We start from the raw sequence: 14,724 nt of genomic DNA on the forward strand, positions 1-14,724 counted from the left end.
CGGGCAAGCCCGCTCCCACAGGGATCTTCGGTGTGCACACTATTTGCCATACACAAAGGAGACCACTGTATGTGCACACTATTTGCCACACAGAGACCACTGTGGGAGCGGGCTTGCCCGCGATGAGGCCGGCACAGTCACCAAAAATCTGACGGCCACTCAGCGTGCGACACCCCGCCACGTCACGACCTTGGTCGACACTGACTAACGCCGGCGCTCGTGCGAGACTGTCTGACCGGGCGGGAGTCCCGGGTGTCTTTTGTCTGGAGTTCCCATGACGCTGTCCAGCGGGCTGATCGCCACCGTCGCCCTGGCCTATATGGCCATCCTGTTCGCCATCGCCTTCTACGGTGACCGGCGCAGTGCGCCCTTGCCACCGCGCGTGCGTGCCTGGGTGTACAGCCTGTCGCTGGCGGTCTATTGCACCAGCTGGACCTTCTTCGGCGCCGTGGGCCAGGCCGCCGAACAACTCTGGTCATTCCTGCCGATCTACCTCGGGCCGATCCTGCTGCTGGTCTGCGCGCCGTGGGTCCTGCAAAAAATGGTGATGATCAGCAAGCAGGAGAACATCACCTCCATTGCCGACTTCATCGCCGCGCGGTATGGCAAGTCCCAGGCGCTGGCCGTGGTGGTGGCGCTGATCTGCCTGGTCGGTGTGCTGCCCTATATCGCGCTACAGCTCAAGGGCATCGTGCTCGGGGTGAACCTGCTGATCGGCGCGGGCGCGGACGCCACGGGCACTCGCGCCCAGGATACGGCGCTGGTCGTGTCGCTGGTGCTGGCGCTGTTTACCATCGTCTTCGGTACCCGCAACCTCGACGCCACGGAACACCACCGCGGCATGGTGCTGGCGATCGCGTTCGAATCGCTGGTCAAGCTCTTCGCGTTTCTCGCGGTCGGCGCGTTCGTGACCTACGGCCTCTACGACGGTCCCGACGACCTGTTCGATCAGGCCATGCTCGCCCCACGCCTGGAGGAATACTGGAAGGAAACCATCAACTGGCCGTCGATGGTGGTCCAGACCGGTGTGGCGATGATGGCGATCATCTGCCTGCCCCGACAGTTCCATGTGACGGTCGTCGAAAACATCGACCCCCAGGATCTACGCTTGGCCAAATGGGTGTTCCCGGCTTATCTGGCGCTGGCGGCTTTGTTTGTCGTCCCGATCGCCCTCGCCGGTCAGATGCTTCTGCCCAGCTCGGTCTTGCCGGACTCTTTCGTCATCAGCCTGCCCCTGGCGCAGTCTCACCCGGCCCTGGCATTGCTGGCGTTTATCGGGGGTGCCTCGGCGGCGACCGGCATGGTGATCGTCGCCAGCGTGGCGCTGTCGACCATGGTCTCCAACGACATGCTGCTGCCGTGGTTGCTGCGACGCAACAACGCCGAGCGGCCGTTCGAAGTGTTCCGCCAGTGGATGCTCTCGGTGCGCCGGGTCACCATCGTGGTGATTTTGCTGCTGGCCTACGTCAGCTATCGCCTGCTGGGCTCGACCGCAAGCCTGGCAACCATCGGCCAGATTGCCTTCGCCGCCGTGACCCAACTGGCCCCGGCCATGCTCGGCGCGCTGTACTGGAAACAGGCCAACCGTCGGGGTGTATTCGCCGGCCTCGCCGCCGGGACGTTCCTCTGGTTCTACACCCTGATTCTGCCAATTGCCGCCCACAGCCTGGGGTTGTCCTTGAGCAGTTTCCCGGGCCTGACCTGGCTGCACAGCAATCCGCTGCACCTGCCGATCACCCCACTGACCCAAGGCGTGGTGCTGTCCCTGGCGGGCAATTTCACCCTGTTTGCCTGGGTGTCGGTGCTGTCGCGCACCCGGGTTTCGGAACACTGGCAGGCCGGTCGCTTCATCGGCCAGGAAATCAGCGCCCGCCCCAGCTCCCGCTCCATGCTGGCGGTACAGATCAACGATTTGCTGCAATTGGCGGCCCGTTTCGTCGGTGAAGAACGCGCCCGTCAGAGTTTCATCCGTTTTGCCTACCGCCAGGGCAAAGGCTACAACCCGAACCAGAACGCCGACGGTGAATGGATCGCCCACACCGAGCGCCTGCTGGCCGGTGTGCTTGGCGCCTCCTCGACTCGCGCAGTGGTGAAGGCAGCCATCGAAGGTCGGGAAATGCAACTTGAAGATGTCGTGCGGATCGCCGACGAAGCCTCGGAAGTGCTGCAATTCAACCGCGCCCTGCTGCAAGGCGCGATCGAGAACATCACCCAGGGCATCAGCGTGGTCGACCAGTCACTGCGGCTGGTGGCGTGGAACCGGCGCTACCTGGAGTTGTTCAATTATCCGGACGGCTTGATCAGCGTCGGGCGACCGATTGCCGACATCATTCGCTACAACGCTGAACGCGGCCTGTGCGGGCCCGGCGAAGCGGAAGTACACGTCGCCCGCCGCCTGCACTGGATGCGACAAGGTCGCGCCCATACTTCGGAAAGGTTGTTCCCCAATGGACGGGTGATCGAGCTGATCGGCAACCCGATGCCGGGCGGTGGTTTCGTCATGAGTTTCACCGACATCACCGCGTTCCGCGAGGCCGAACAGGCGCTGACCGAAGCCAACGAAGGCCTGGAGCGACGAGTCACCGAGCGGACCCACGAACTCTCGCAGCTCAACGTGGCCCTGACCGAAGCCAAGGGCACCGCCGAGTCGGCCAACCAGTCGAAAACCAGGTTCCTGACAGCGGTCAGCCATGACTTGATGCAACCGCTGAACGCGGCGCGGCTGTTCTCCGCCGCCCTGACTCACCAGGACGACGGCTTGTCCAGCGAGGCGCAAAAACTGGTGCATCACCTGGACTCGTCCCTGCGCTCGGCCGAAGACCTGATCAGCGACCTGCTGGACATTTCCCGCCTGGAAAACGGCAAGATCAACCCTGATCCCAAGCCATTTGTGCTCAATGAGTTGTTTGACACCCTCGGGGCCGAGTTCAAGGCGCTGGCCAGGGACCAGGGGCTGAAATTCCGAGTCAGGGGCAGTACGTTACGGGTCGACAGCGACATCAAACTGTTGCGCCGGATCTTGCAGAACTTCCTGACCAACGCGCTGCGCTACGGCAAAGGGCCGGTGTTGTTGGGGGTTCGGCGGCGCAGGGGCGAATTGTGCCTGGAGGTCTGGGACCGTGGCCCGGGAATTCCGGAAGATAAGCGGCAGGTGATTTTCGAAGAATTCAAACGCCTCGACAGCCACCAGACCCGCGCCGAGAAAGGCCTTGGCCTCGGTCTGGCGATTGCTGACGGCTTATGTCGCGTGCTGGGCCACACCTTGCAAGTCCGCTCCTGGCCGGGTCGCGGCAGCGTGTTCAGCGTCACCGTGCCGTTGGCTCGGGCGCAAACTGCGATGCCGACCAAGGTCGTCGAACTCAACGGCAAACCATTGAGCGGCGCGCAGGTGCTGTGTATCGATAACGAAGACAGCATCCTGATCGGCATGAACAGCTTGCTGACACGCTGGGGTTGCCAGGTCTGGACCGCACGCAACCGCGATGAATGCGCGGCGCTGCTCAGCGATGGGGTGCGTCCGCAACTGGCACTGGTGGATTACCACCTGGACCATGGCGAGACCGGGACCGAGCTGATGGCATGGTTACGGACGCGCTTGGGCGAACCGGTGCCGGGCGTGGTGATCAGTGCCGACGGGCGACCCGAAATGGTGGCGCAGGTGCATGCAGCCGGGCTGGATTACCTGGCCAAACCGGTGAAACCGGCGGCGTTGCGGGCGTTGTTGAGTCGGCATTTGCCGTTGTAGTGTGATATTTGGGAGCGGTGTCGCCCCCGAAAAGATCGCAGCCTGCGGCAGCCCCTACATTGACCGCGTGCAAACCCGATCCCGTAGGAGCTGCCGCAGGCTGCGATCTTTTGATCTTTTTGATCTTTACTCCGGCAACTCGGCCAGGCCATCCACATCCGTCATCGCCCGCTCCAGCAGATCTGCCGGCAGGCTCTTGCTCGCCCGCGCCCCCAGCAACTTGAGCTGCTCACTGCGACTCACCAGGTTGCCACGCCCCTCCGTCAGCTTGTTGCGCGCGGAGCTGTAGGCCTTGTCCAGTTGTTGCAAGCGATTGCCGACTTCATCCAGATCCTGAATGAACAACACGAACTTGTCGTACAGCCACCCGGCTCGCTCGGCGATTTCCCTGGCGTTCTGGCTTTGGCGCTCTTGTTTCCACAGGCTGTCGATGACACGCAGAGTCGCCAGCAGCGTCGTCGGGCTGACGATCACGATATTGCGGTCGAAAGCCTCCTGAAACAGCGTCGGCTCAGCCTGCAACGCTGCGGAAAACGCCGCTTCGATCGGGACGAAGAGCAAGACGAAATCCAGGCTGTGCAAACCGTCGAGCCGCTTGTAATCCTTGCCGGACAGGCCTTTGACATGATTGCGCAGCGACAGCACATGTTGCTTGATGGCGATCTGGCCGATGGCATCGTCTTCGGCCGCCACGTATTGCTGATAGGCCGTGAGGCTGACTTTGGAGTCGACCACCACCTGCTTGTCGCCCGGCAGATAAATGATCACGTCCGGCTGGAATCGCTCACCGTCCGGGCCCTTGAGATTGACCTGGGTCTGGTATTCGCGCCCCTTCTCCAGGCCCGCATGTTCCAGCACCCGCTCAAGAATCAGTTCGCCCCAGTTGCCCTGGGTCTTCTGCCCTTTCAAGGCCCGGGTCAGGTTGGTTGCTTCATCGCTCAGTCGCAGGTTCAGCTGCTGCAGCCGCTCCAGCTCCTTCGCCAGGGAGAAACGCTCACGGGCTTCGGCCTGATAACTTTCCTCCACGCGTTTTTCGAAGGACTGGATGCGTTCCTTCAAAGGATCCAGCAACTGCCCCAGACGCTGCTGACTGGTTTCGGCAAAACGCTGCTCACGCTCGTCGAAAATTTTGCCGGCCAGCTCCGCAAACTGTGCGCGCAGCTCGTCTCGCGAGCCTTGCAGGTCACTGAGACGCTGCTGATGGCTTTCCTGCTGCTCACGCAGCTCGGCGTTGAGCGAGGCGGTCTGGGCGTCCAGACGACGTAACTCGGCTTCTTTGCCGGCGCGTTCCAGGTTCCAGGCGTGGGCGGCATCGCGGGCGTCGTCACGCTCGATCTGCAGCAGTTCGACTTCACGGCGCACGGCGGCCAGGTCCGCTTGCCGGGCGGTGTTGGCCTGGCCCAGATCGGCAATTTCATCGCGGCAGGCTTCGAGTTGGGCGTTCAGTCCATCCTGGGCCAGATGGGCCGTAGTCAGGCGCTCTTCCAGCAAGGCGACTTCTGACTGCATGGCGCTCGCCCGGCGCTGTAATTGCCAGGCCAATACCAGCAACGGCAGCGCAGCACCCGCCAGACCGAGCAATGCGCTGGTCAAGTCCATAGCCATAGCCACTCCTGCCAATTCAATAAAACTTGAAGGTTAACCAAGGCGTCAGGTCTTGGACAGCTCAGTCTTCGATCAGACCCAGTTCCTGCAGGGCGCGTCGATCCCCTGCCCGCGCAGCCTGGCGCAGCAGGTCCTGACCGATTCGGCGATCCCGGGCATTGCCGCACTCGCGGCACATCAACTGGCCGAGACGGCTTTGCGCGGCGACGACGCCGTCACGGGCCGGTTGCTTGAGCAAACGTCCGGCGAAGTGTTTAACGTTGGTGTTTTCACCCAGACGCGGGCTGTCCAGCAACCACTCGGCCACGCGCATCGAAAAACGCTTGGGCGGGGTAACACTGGCGGGTGTGGAAGTTACTGAGATTGATACTGAGCGAAACTTCATAAAGCACTGTGGGACAGATCGGAAGGCGCGCCACTCTACTCTTTTTTTCCTACAGGTAAAGCCTAAAAAACCCAGCACGCCCGTCCTAGAGCAAGCGCTCGGGACAATCCACAGAAGCTGTGGATAACTCAGTGGACAACCGCCCTTGAACTCTCGCAAAGCCCTATGGAATGGGGCCCGCAGTCAAACTGACGATTTTTTCACCAGTAAAAAAAAGCGATGTTTTTCATTGACTTAAATTTTGGATACAGGCACCCACCAGGGTTGAAGGCAAGATGACAGTGGGGTGACAGCCCGCGCAACTGATGTGCACAAGTACCTTTCAGGCAGTTATATCGGTGCGTTTTTTCGGAGCATTTTCGTGTCAGTCCTGGGGATAAAACCCTGGCAAACCCGTGATCCAGGCCAGTGCAAACTCGACGAACGACGGCAACCGATTGTCGGAATCTGTGCTATTACAGAGCGAGATCGCCGGTCTTGAGCTTCTCTTGATGCCCGACTCGCAAGGCGGAAAAAGCGATTGCAGGCATCTTTTTTGCCAGGACACTTCCCTTTGTCAAACCAATCCGTTACTATCCGCGGCGTTAGTACCAAGCTGAAAGTCAATTCTGGTCGAACACTCCCCCCGGTCAACCTTCCCCCAGGAAGCCTCTACCGAAAAAGCGGGATCGACCACCTCGATGGTTTCCAGGTAATCCTTACGTCAACACAGCCTTTGAATCGAAAGCAAAGGGTGTTGCGAAGTTCACTTACTCTGACCGAACCAACCTGCAAATTGATCAGGATCTTCACCCCGGGCCCAGAACCTTTGCCCTTGATGTGTTGCCTGCCCTCCTAAGTACCTACCTGCCAGCCCAAGCGCGCCAATTATCAGCGCTTCAAACTGGCTGCTTTGTTCCAGTCGGGTTCTTCGTTCGACCAACGGTGGTCGTCGTCACTGGAACGTTTTAATTTTGCACGGCTCTTATCCGTGTCGCTTGTAGGAACACCCAATGACTATGTCTACTCAAATCCACACCCAGGATGCTATCCGCACCCTGACCAACGCTTTTGCACCGATGAACTGCCTGATCATGGCCGCTCGCAAAGGCTGCTTCAGCTTCACCCTGGTCAACGAACACGGCATCGCCCGTCACAGCGAACGCCTGTACCCCGATCAATACTCCAGCGCCGAGCCGCTGCAGGCCGTGATCGAGCGTACCCGTCAGGCACTGGTTGCCTGATACGCCAGTAAGACTGAGAACCGTAAAAGCCCTGCTCAAAAAGCAGGGTTTTTTATTGCCCGATATTTCCCATTACGTCGCCACTGCCTAAGCACTAACCGGTCTAAAGGTTATAACTCGAAGCCGGAAATATTTTAAAAACAGTCCTTTACAGCGCGAATATGACACTACACTTCAACTCAAGCGGCCTGTTCCGCTTCCGGCGAGCCTGAGTCGATCCACTGCTGCCAAGGCCCCCTTCAGGACTCGCCGACTACTTCGCGTTTCGAGGGTGTTATGGGTATCGCTGCCAGCGAACTGTGCCGTTATGTGATCCGTCCGACATTGATTTACCTCGGGCGCCATAGCGCAACTGCCGAATCCCTGCTGCTGGGCATTGCCGCCAGCCAGTCTGCCCTGGGTTCCGCCCTGCATGACCGCCGTGGACACGGCCTGTACCGAATTGCCGAACTCCGCCACCAGGCGCTCTGGGACCACTACCTGGCACTGGACCCGGAACGCGCCAGCCTGGTTCGCGGCCTGGCCAGCCAGCATGCATTTCTCAGTAGCCCGCACCTGGAATTGACCGTCAACCTGCGTTACGCCACCGCCATCGCCTGGCTGCTGGTAGAAGAACAAAATACTCCGCTCCCCGAAGCTGCAGACGACTTGATGGGAATGGCGCGCATCTGGCGCCAGACTTTCCAACCTCAAGGACGCCTGCGTGACTTCACCTTCGCCTGGCAAACCTGTGTTTCACCGCTGAATCAGGTTGCCTGCTGACCCTCCTTTTCGAAAGATCGTGCAACATGTCGCGAATCTGGTCGGATTGTCCTACAAAACCGCTCTAAATCAAGCGTTACAGGCTATAGCGCCCGGACGAAATTCTTGGTAATTTTCGCCCCGGTGATCACCAGGAGTTCTAATAATGAAAAAAGTAATGCTCAAAACCACCATTAGCCTCGCCGTTGCCTTGGCATCCACCCAGATCTTTGCAAGTGGCTTCGCCCTCAACGAACAAAGCATCAGCGGGATGGGTACAGGTTTTGCCGGGCGATCTTCTTCTGCCGACGACGCATCCACCATTTTTGGCAACCCTGCCGGCATGTCTCGCCTCAAACGCGAACAAGTGACCGGCGGTGTTGCATTTATCGATGCACACACTGACATCAGTGATGCCAGCTCCCGTCCAAATGGTGGCACCAACAAAGGTGACATGGTCCCTTTCATGGGCGTGCCCATGGGCTACTACGTAAAGCCAATCGATGACCAGTGGGCATTCGGCATCGGCGTGTACGCTCCATTCGGCCTGGTGACCGATTACGAGAACGGCTTTGCCGGCCGTTACTTCGGCAGCAAGAGCGAAGTCAAGATCGTCACCCTCCAGCCAACCGTCAGCTACGCCTTCAACGACAAGGTTTCCATCGGTTTCGGCCCGACCATCAACCGCATCGACGGCAAGCTGGAATCGAACCTGTCGCTCGACCCGCGCGCGCCGGATGGCGAAGTCAAGATCAAGGGTGACGATACGGCGCTGGGCTACAACGTGGGTATCCTGGTTCAAGCCACCGACAGCACCAGCGTCGGCCTGACCTACCACTCGAAAGTGAAGTACAAGCTTGATGGCGATACCAAGGTCAACTACGGCCTCCTCGGCGCCCTGGGTCAGAACCCGAACCAGAAGTTCGACGCTTCGCTGGACATCACTACCCCTGAATCGGTCGACTTCTCGGTTACCCACAAACTGGACGACCAGTGGACCCTCTACGCAGGCAGCACCTGGACTCGCTGGAGTCGCCTGAAAGAAATCTCCGTCGAGAACGAAGGCGTTCCTGCCGCTCTGGCCGCACGCGGCTTCGGCACCATCACCGAAGAGCAGAACTGGCACGACACCTGGGCTCACGCTATTGGCGCGTCCTACCAGTTGAACAAGCAATGGGTACTGCGTACCGGTCTGTCCGTTGACCAGGCGCCGACCAACAACGAAAACCGCTCCCCACGCATCCCGACTGGCGATCGCACAATCTTCAGCCTCGGTGCTGGCTGGAGCCCAACCGACGACCTGACCATCGACGTGGCGTATTCGTACCTGCGTGAAGAGTCGGTCAAGGTCAACGACAACAACGGCCGCCAGGCCTACGACGCCAAGTATGAAAACTATGCGAATGGTTTCGGTGTAGGCGCGACCTACCGTTTCTGATGATTCTCGGCGAGCCTGAACCCCTCGCCGCCTGAATTGAAAAAGCCCCGCGCTCTTGTACAGAGGCGGGGCTTTTTATTGGACGGTGATCGCCCCCCCCCTGTAGGAGCTGGCTTGCCAGCGAAGGCGATATTCCATCCAACATTAACGGTGACTGATACACCGCTTTCGCTGGCAAGCTGAACTGGCCTAATAATTCCGGACACCTCTTAAGGGCGATATGATTTCGCCAATTTGGAGGCTCCATGAAAGAAAGAAAGGTCTATTCCCGCGAGTTCAAGCATCGTGCGGCTAGCATGTTGATTGATGACGATTGTTCGGTCCAGGAAGTCTGCGCGTCGCTGGACATCAGTGCCACCGCGTTACGACGGTGGGTCGACCAGGTTCGCAAGGAACAAAAGGGGCAGCCGGTTGCAAACGGGTGGTCAAGTGGAGTGCAATATTCCAATTGGTATTCCAACTAAAAATTAAAATTATTAATGTTATAGATCAATAACTTACCAAACTGATTCAAATTACCCCGGACCAATTTGTCTTCCCAGGAAGACCCGAAAAATCCGTAAAACATAGATAAATCAAAGCCGTACGGATTTTTTGTTGTCCGCGCTTCCCCACCTGCCTCCGGGCCTCCCACATGGCTATCACCTTTTTGAGTGATTGGCATAAAGCTTTGATACAAAGGGACCGACGGCGTGTAAAGAAATAGTAAATTTTCGCCCCACAGTCAGCCGTGCAATACATGTAGATATTGAATCTGGGGTAGCATCCCGCACCTGAATCGGCTCTCGCAGAAAAGAGCCTCTTGCTCCCGGGTTCGCGCCCAGCATGCAGGGTTGTGTGCTGGAATACGGCTGAATTTACCGTGCCTGTGAGCTACGGTTGTACCTATTTTGAGAAGCGGCCCTCGATGCGCGTAAGCTCTCGCCCATGCCTCCCGACCTTGCTGGCGACCGTTAAATGAAATCATTGCTTCATCCAGCCAGGGCTGTCGCTCTGGTTTTTCTGGCCGCAATACTCGTCGGCAGCGCCCTTCTGATGCTCCCGATATCCCACGCCGAAGGTAGTGCTACGCCCTGGGTGACTGCATTTTTTACAGCGGTATCGGCCGTATGCGTTACCGGGCTGGTAGTGGTGGACACCGGTACTTACTGGTCAACCTTTGGTCAGTCGGTGATTCTGCTGCTGTTCCAGCTAGGCGGCTTCGGCATGATGACTGTGGCGACCTTGCTGGGCTTGATGGTCAATAGCTCCTTTCGTCTGCGCACCAAAATGATTGCCCAGTTCGAGTCACGTTCATTGAGGTTGGGCGACATTGCCAGCGTGGCCAAACTCGTGCTTGTGGTGACATTTGCCCTGGAGCTCATTATTGCCCTGTCGCTCACCCTCCGATTACACCTGGCCTATGACCTGCCATGGGCTGAAGCGGCGTGGAGCGGTCTGTTTCATGCCGTATCGGCATTCAATAACGCGGGCTTCTCCATCCATCCGGACAGCCTGATGCGCTATGCCACAGATGCATTTATCTTGCTACCGGTCATGACCGCAATTGTTATCGGTGGTATCGGCTTTCCCGTCCTGCATGACTTGCGTCGCAGATTCAACGATCCCCGCCATTGGTCACTGCATACCAAATTCACTCTGATTGGCACGGCAATACTGCTGCTGGGCGGTTTTTTCACTTTGCTGGTGTTTGAGTGGTCTAACTCGGCAACACTCGGCCCCATGCCCTTTGCCGATAAAGCTCTCTCGGCGGCATTTGCTTCTGTTTCTGCACGTACAGCCGGGTTTAACTCGATTGATATCGGCGCGCTGACCCAAGAGAGTTGGGCAATACACTACTTCCTGATGTTTGTGGGGGGCGGTAGCGCGGGAACCGCTGGCGGTGTCAAAGTCGGTACCGCCGCCATCCTGGCCATACTGATTATTGCTGAAATTCGAGGTCACAGTGACAGTGAGGCATTTGGCCGGAGAGTCGGCGCCTCAGCGCAACGCCAAGCCATCACGGTGCTCATGCTTGGCAGCGCCATGATTGTGTTGGGGACGCTGTTCATCTTGCGCGAAACTGATTTCCCCACCGACCAGGTCATATTCGAAGTCATCTCTGCGTTTGGCACGGTCGGCCTGTCCACCGGAATCACCGGCAATCTACCTGAGTCGAGCCAATTGATGCTAACTCTGCTGATGTATGTCGGGCGGGTCGGCACCATCACGCTTGCGGCGTCACTGGCCCTCGGCGAGCACCGCATGCCCTATCGCTATCCAGAGGAGCATCCAATTGTTGGCTAAGTTTCTGTTTACGGAGCAGTTTTCTTTTTCCAAAGGCGATAGCGTTGTGGTGATCGGCCTCGGTCGCTTCGGCAGTTCTGTGGCCCAATCGTTGATGCGGTTGGGCCATGACGTCATGGGCATCGACAGGGATGCTGAACCTGTCCATGACTGGGCTGATCTCTTGACTCACACAGTCCAGGCCGACTCCACCAACATCACGGTCTTGCGCCAACTGGGCGTTGCCGACTTTGCCCATGCCATCGTGGGGATCGGTACCGACCTGGCGGCCAGCCTGATGACCATCATGGCGTTGACCGAACTGGGCATCCAGGATATCTGGGTCAAAGCACTGACTGCCGAACATGGACATCTTGCTCAGCGTATTGGCGCCCATCACGTTGTCTACCCGGAGGCGGATATGGGGGAACGTGTCGCGCACCTCATTACCGGGCGGATGATTGATTTCATCGAGTTTGATGACGGCTTTGCAATCGCCAAAATTCACGCCCCGCTGCCGACTCAAAACAACACACTTGCCGACGCCAATATTCGTGAAAAATATGGCGTAACGGTCGTAGGACTCAAGCGCGCCAACGAAGACTTCCAGCATGCCACACCTGGCACCCTGATCCTGCCGGGCGATCTACTCATCGTCTCTGGCTCGACTCATCTGATTCAGAAATTTGCGAGCCGCTCAAAATGATCAGAGGGGCCTCCTGGTGGCCCCGCGTGAGTCGTGCTGGCCTCGATAAATCTGTGCGTGCGCTTCTGGCCGTTCTCGGCCGGTCGTCACTACGGCGCGTGCTGGTTAAGTCGAATGCAAACGGTTGGTCAGCACGAATGCAATTGACTGGTCAGTGGCAATGCAAATGGGTGGTCAAGTCCATGCAATTGCGCAAGTCATTCCCGACCGCCATCCTGTGCCGCGTTTTCGATGTAAAGCGCAGCAGTTTTTATGAGTGGATTCAGCGGCGCGCCAAGCCAAGGATCAGACGCGAAGAACTCAGAGGGAAAGTGATCGAGTTGCACAGCGAAAGCCGGGAAGATCTGGTGTGGCGACGTTACCAGCTTGATGGTAGGCAAGCGCTGGGTTCATCTGGCCATCGTGATCGACTTGTTTGCTCGCCGGGTCATTGGTTGGGCATTTTCTCTGGTCAATGACGCCAACCTGGTTAGCAAGGCGCTACACATGGCGACAGCGTTTCGAACATGCACTCCGGGATTGATGTAGTGCTTCACCGTGACCGGTGTCCGGGATTACTTGACCAGTTCAGCTTGCCAGCGAAGGCGATATTCCATCCAACATTAACGGTGACTGATACACCGCTTTCGCTGCGGTGCGGCGATCCGACAAGCCAGCTCCTACAGCGGGGGGTCGATCAGGGTTGCGAAGCCAGGGCTTTCTCCACGGCTTCGATGAATTCCGGGTCGTCAGGCTTGGTCAGGCTGGAGAAATCGGCGATCACCTTGCCCTGGCGATCGACCACGTATTTGTAAAAATTCCACTTTGGCGCACTGCTTTGTCTGGCCAGGACCTTGAACAGGTGGGTCGCGTCGTCGCCGCGGACTTTTTGCGGCTCGGTCATGGTGAAGGTCACGCCGTAGTTCACGTAGCAGACCTTGGCGGTCTCTGCGCCATCCTTGGACTCCTGCTTGAAGTCATTGGACGGAACGCCGATCACCTCCAATCCCTGATCCTTGTAACGCTGATTCAGCGCCTCAAGGCTTTTGAACTGCGGAGCGAAACCACAGAAGCTCGCCGTATTGACTACCACCAGCGGCTTGCCGGCGAAGCGCTGGCACAAGTCAATGGATTCCTTGGCGCGCAGCTTGGGCAGCGAACCTTGCAAAAGGTCCGGGCACTCTGCCGCTTGAGCCAACCCGGTAAACGCTACCAGTAACGCAGGAACTGCCAACCAGCGCATCAGCATGTCGGTGCATCCTTGAGAGTTCGTCAAAAACGAAGTTACTCGCCCTGACATCCTGCTAGCAAGCACCCATGCCCAACTGCATCAAGGCCAACCCGCCCTGATGCCATCCCCACCATGCCAGGGTCAGCAGCAAGGCGCCGACGGCCGTCAGCGCAATCCGCGGCCAGAGCCTGTTCATATCGCACTCATCCGGGTTTGCAGGCGCGCCACCGGCCGCTCACGCACCGGCCAGTTCAGGGCGGCGGCCAACAGGCTCAAGAGAATCGCTACCTGCCAGATCAAGTCGTAACTCCCGGTTCGGTCATACACCACCCCACCCAACCAGCCACCGAGGAACGACCCGAGCTGGTGGAACAGGAACACAATCCCGCCGAGCATGGACAGATTTCGTACACCGAACAAGGTCGCGACCGTGCCGTTGGTCAAGGGCACTGTCGACAGCCACAGGAAACCCATCGCCATGCCAAACAGATAGGCGCTGGTCGTCGTCACCGGCGCCCACAGGAACAACCCGATCACCACCGCCCGCAGCAAGTACAGACCGGTGAGCAAGCGCGGCTTGGACATCCGCCCGCCGAGCCAGCCCGCCGTGTAGGTACCGAAGATGTTGAACAGCCCGATCAGCGCCAGCACTGTCGTACCGACGGTGGCTGGAAGATGCTGGTCCACCAGATAAGCCGGCAAGTGCACGCCGATGAACACCACCTGGAAGCCGCAGACAAAAAAACCGAACGCCAGCAGCCAGAAGCCCGAATGGGAGCAGGCTTCGTGCAGTGCTTCGGACAGGGTTTGTTCATGACCGAGGACCGGCAACGGTTTGTCCTTGAGCATAGTCACAAGAGGCACGATCAGCGCCACCAGCAGGCCCAGCACCAGCAATGCCGCGGACCAGCCCAGCCAGCCGATCAATCCCAGCGTGCCGGGCAACATGGCGAACTGGCCGAAAGAGCCGGCGGCACTGGCGATGCCCATGCCCATGCTGCGTTTCTCCGGCGGCACCGCGCGCCCCACCACGCCGAGAATCACCGAGAACGAAGTGCCCGACAGACCGATACCGATCAACAGACCGGCACTGAGCGACAAGGTCACGGCCGAGTCGGACAGGCCCATGAACACCAGACCCAAGGCATACAGGACTCCGCCGATCGCCACCACTTTCGCCGCACCGAAGCGGTCGGCCAACGCACCGGTGAAAGGCTGCGCCAACCCCCAGATCAGGTTCTGCAAGGCGATGGCGAAGGCAAATGTCTCGCGACCCCAACCGAACTCGGCACTCATCGGCGCCAGAAACAGCCCGAAGCCATGCCGTACGCCCAGAGACAACGCGAGAATCAGCGCACTCCCCAACAGCACCCATCCGCACGTACGCCACATCGATGTCATTCTTG

Annotated in this window: 12 protein-coding genes and 1 pseudogene; 8 read left to right on the forward strand and 5 right to left on the reverse strand. The window is 58.8% G+C overall.

Features of this window, described 5'->3' with window-relative positions; genetic code table 11:
* Positions 1-274: 274 nt before the first annotated feature.
* The gene (locus ACA067_RS23580) at positions 275-3,745 is read left to right on the forward strand and encodes a hybrid sensor histidine kinase/response regulator (RefSeq protein ID WP_497458732.1); all 3,471 of its coding nucleotides are present in this window, start codon (positions 275-277) and stop codon (positions 3,743-3,745) included.
* Positions 3,746-3,871: 126 nt separating this feature from the next.
* On the opposite strand, the gene ACA067_RS23585 is transcribed toward ACA067_RS23580, so the two are convergent.
* On the reverse strand, positions 3,872-5,236 hold the full coding sequence (locus ACA067_RS23585; RefSeq protein WP_497462838.1) for a DNA recombination protein RmuC: 1,365 nt from the start codon (positions 5,234-5,236) through the stop codon (positions 3,872-3,874).
* A 175-nt stretch (positions 5,237-5,411) separates the two neighbouring features.
* Positions 5,412-5,735, reverse strand: a complete 324-nt coding sequence (locus ACA067_RS23590) for a sel1 repeat family protein (protein WP_497458733.1) — start codon at positions 5,733-5,735, stop codon at positions 5,412-5,414.
* Positions 5,736-6,733: 998 nt separating this feature from the next.
* On the opposite strand from ACA067_RS23590, the gene ACA067_RS23595 reads away from it, so the two are divergent.
* The 7 genes and pseudogenes from ACA067_RS23595 to ACA067_RS23625 form a co-directional block, all read left to right on the forward strand.
* The gene (locus ACA067_RS23595) at positions 6,734-6,958 is read left to right on the forward strand and encodes a hypothetical protein (protein ID WP_007898912.1); all 225 of its coding nucleotides are present in this window, start codon (positions 6,734-6,736) and stop codon (positions 6,956-6,958) included.
* A gap of 276 nt (positions 6,959-7,234) precedes the next feature.
* Positions 7,235-7,720 (forward strand): hypothetical protein, encoded by a 486-nt coding sequence (locus ACA067_RS23600; RefSeq protein ID WP_150764419.1) that lies wholly within the window; start codon positions 7,235-7,237, stop codon positions 7,718-7,720.
* A gap of 145 nt (positions 7,721-7,865) precedes the next feature.
* Positions 7,866-9,137, forward strand: coding sequence for an OmpP1/FadL family transporter (locus ACA067_RS23605; protein ID WP_497458734.1), 1,272 nt, complete (start codon positions 7,866-7,868; stop codon positions 9,135-9,137).
* 245 nt (positions 9,138-9,382) lie between these two features.
* Positions 9,383-9,601, forward strand: a complete 219-nt coding sequence (locus ACA067_RS23610; protein WP_497458735.1) for a transposase — start codon at positions 9,383-9,385, stop codon at positions 9,599-9,601.
* A 493-nt stretch (positions 9,602-10,094) separates the two neighbouring features.
* On the forward strand, positions 10,095-11,423 hold the full coding sequence (locus ACA067_RS23615) for a TrkH family potassium uptake protein (RefSeq protein WP_497458736.1): 1,329 nt from the start codon (positions 10,095-10,097) through the stop codon (positions 11,421-11,423).
* Positions 11,413-12,108 carry a potassium channel family protein gene (locus ACA067_RS23620; protein ID WP_497458737.1) on the forward strand — a complete coding sequence of 232 codons (696 nt, stop codon included), beginning with the start codon at positions 11,413-11,415 and terminating at the stop codon, positions 12,106-12,108. Before ACA067_RS23615 ends, ACA067_RS23620 begins: the two co-directional genes overlap by 11 nt.
* A 342-nt stretch (positions 12,109-12,450) precedes the next feature.
* A pseudogene (locus tag ACA067_RS23625) lies at positions 12,451-12,600 on the forward strand (IS3 family transposase); the annotation flags it as partial.
* Positions 12,601-12,784: 184 nt separating this feature from the next.
* Here ACA067_RS23625 and ACA067_RS23630 read toward each other — a convergent pair.
* The 3 genes from ACA067_RS23630 to ACA067_RS23640 are packed head-to-tail and all read right to left on the reverse strand — an operon-like array spanning position 12,785 to position 14,719.
* Positions 12,785-13,336, reverse strand: a complete 552-nt coding sequence (locus tag ACA067_RS23630; RefSeq protein ID WP_497458738.1) for a glutathione peroxidase — start codon at positions 13,334-13,336, stop codon at positions 12,785-12,787.
* A gap of 55 nt (positions 13,337-13,391) precedes the next feature.
* Complete coding sequence (locus tag ACA067_RS23635) at positions 13,392-13,514, reverse strand: hypothetical protein (protein WP_497458739.1); 123 nt, start codon at positions 13,512-13,514, stop codon at positions 13,392-13,394.
* Positions 13,511-14,719, reverse strand: a complete 1,209-nt coding sequence (locus tag ACA067_RS23640) for an MFS transporter (protein WP_497458740.1) — start codon at positions 14,717-14,719, stop codon at positions 13,511-13,513. The genes ACA067_RS23635 and ACA067_RS23640 overlap by 4 nt, the downstream gene beginning before the upstream one ends.
* Positions 14,720-14,724 lie beyond the last annotated feature (5 nt).

The organism is Pseudomonas sp. LBUM1674, assembly GCF_059695635.1.

Coding starts and splice junctions, on each gene's coding strand:
- ACA067_RS23635 (WP_497458739.1), bottom strand. CDS start 13,514: ATGAACAGGCTCTGGCCGCGGATTGCGCTGACGGCCGTCGGCGCCTTG.
- ACA067_RS23605 (WP_497458734.1), top strand. CDS start 7,866: ATGAAAAAAGTAATGCTCAAAACCACCATTAGCCTCGCCGTTGCCTTG.
- ACA067_RS23590 (WP_497458733.1), bottom strand. CDS start 5,735: ATGAAGTTTCGCTCAGTATCAATCTCAGTAACTTCCACACCCGCCAGT.
- ACA067_RS23600 (WP_150764419.1), top strand. CDS start 7,235: ATGGGTATCGCTGCCAGCGAACTGTGCCGTTATGTGATCCGTCCGACA.
- ACA067_RS23595 (WP_007898912.1), top strand. CDS start 6,734: ATGTCTACTCAAATCCACACCCAGGATGCTATCCGCACCCTGACCAAC.
- ACA067_RS23630 (WP_497458738.1), bottom strand. CDS start 13,336: ATGCTGATGCGCTGGTTGGCAGTTCCTGCGTTACTGGTAGCGTTTACC.
- ACA067_RS23615 (WP_497458736.1), top strand. CDS start 10,095: ATGAAATCATTGCTTCATCCAGCCAGGGCTGTCGCTCTGGTTTTTCTG.
- ACA067_RS23580 (WP_497458732.1), top strand. CDS start 275: ATGACGCTGTCCAGCGGGCTGATCGCCACCGTCGCCCTGGCCTATATG.
- ACA067_RS23640 (WP_497458740.1), bottom strand. CDS start 14,719: ATGACATCGATGTGGCGTACGTGCGGATGGGTGCTGTTGGGGAGTGCG.
- ACA067_RS23610 (WP_497458735.1), top strand. CDS start 9,383: ATGAAAGAAAGAAAGGTCTATTCCCGCGAGTTCAAGCATCGTGCGGCT.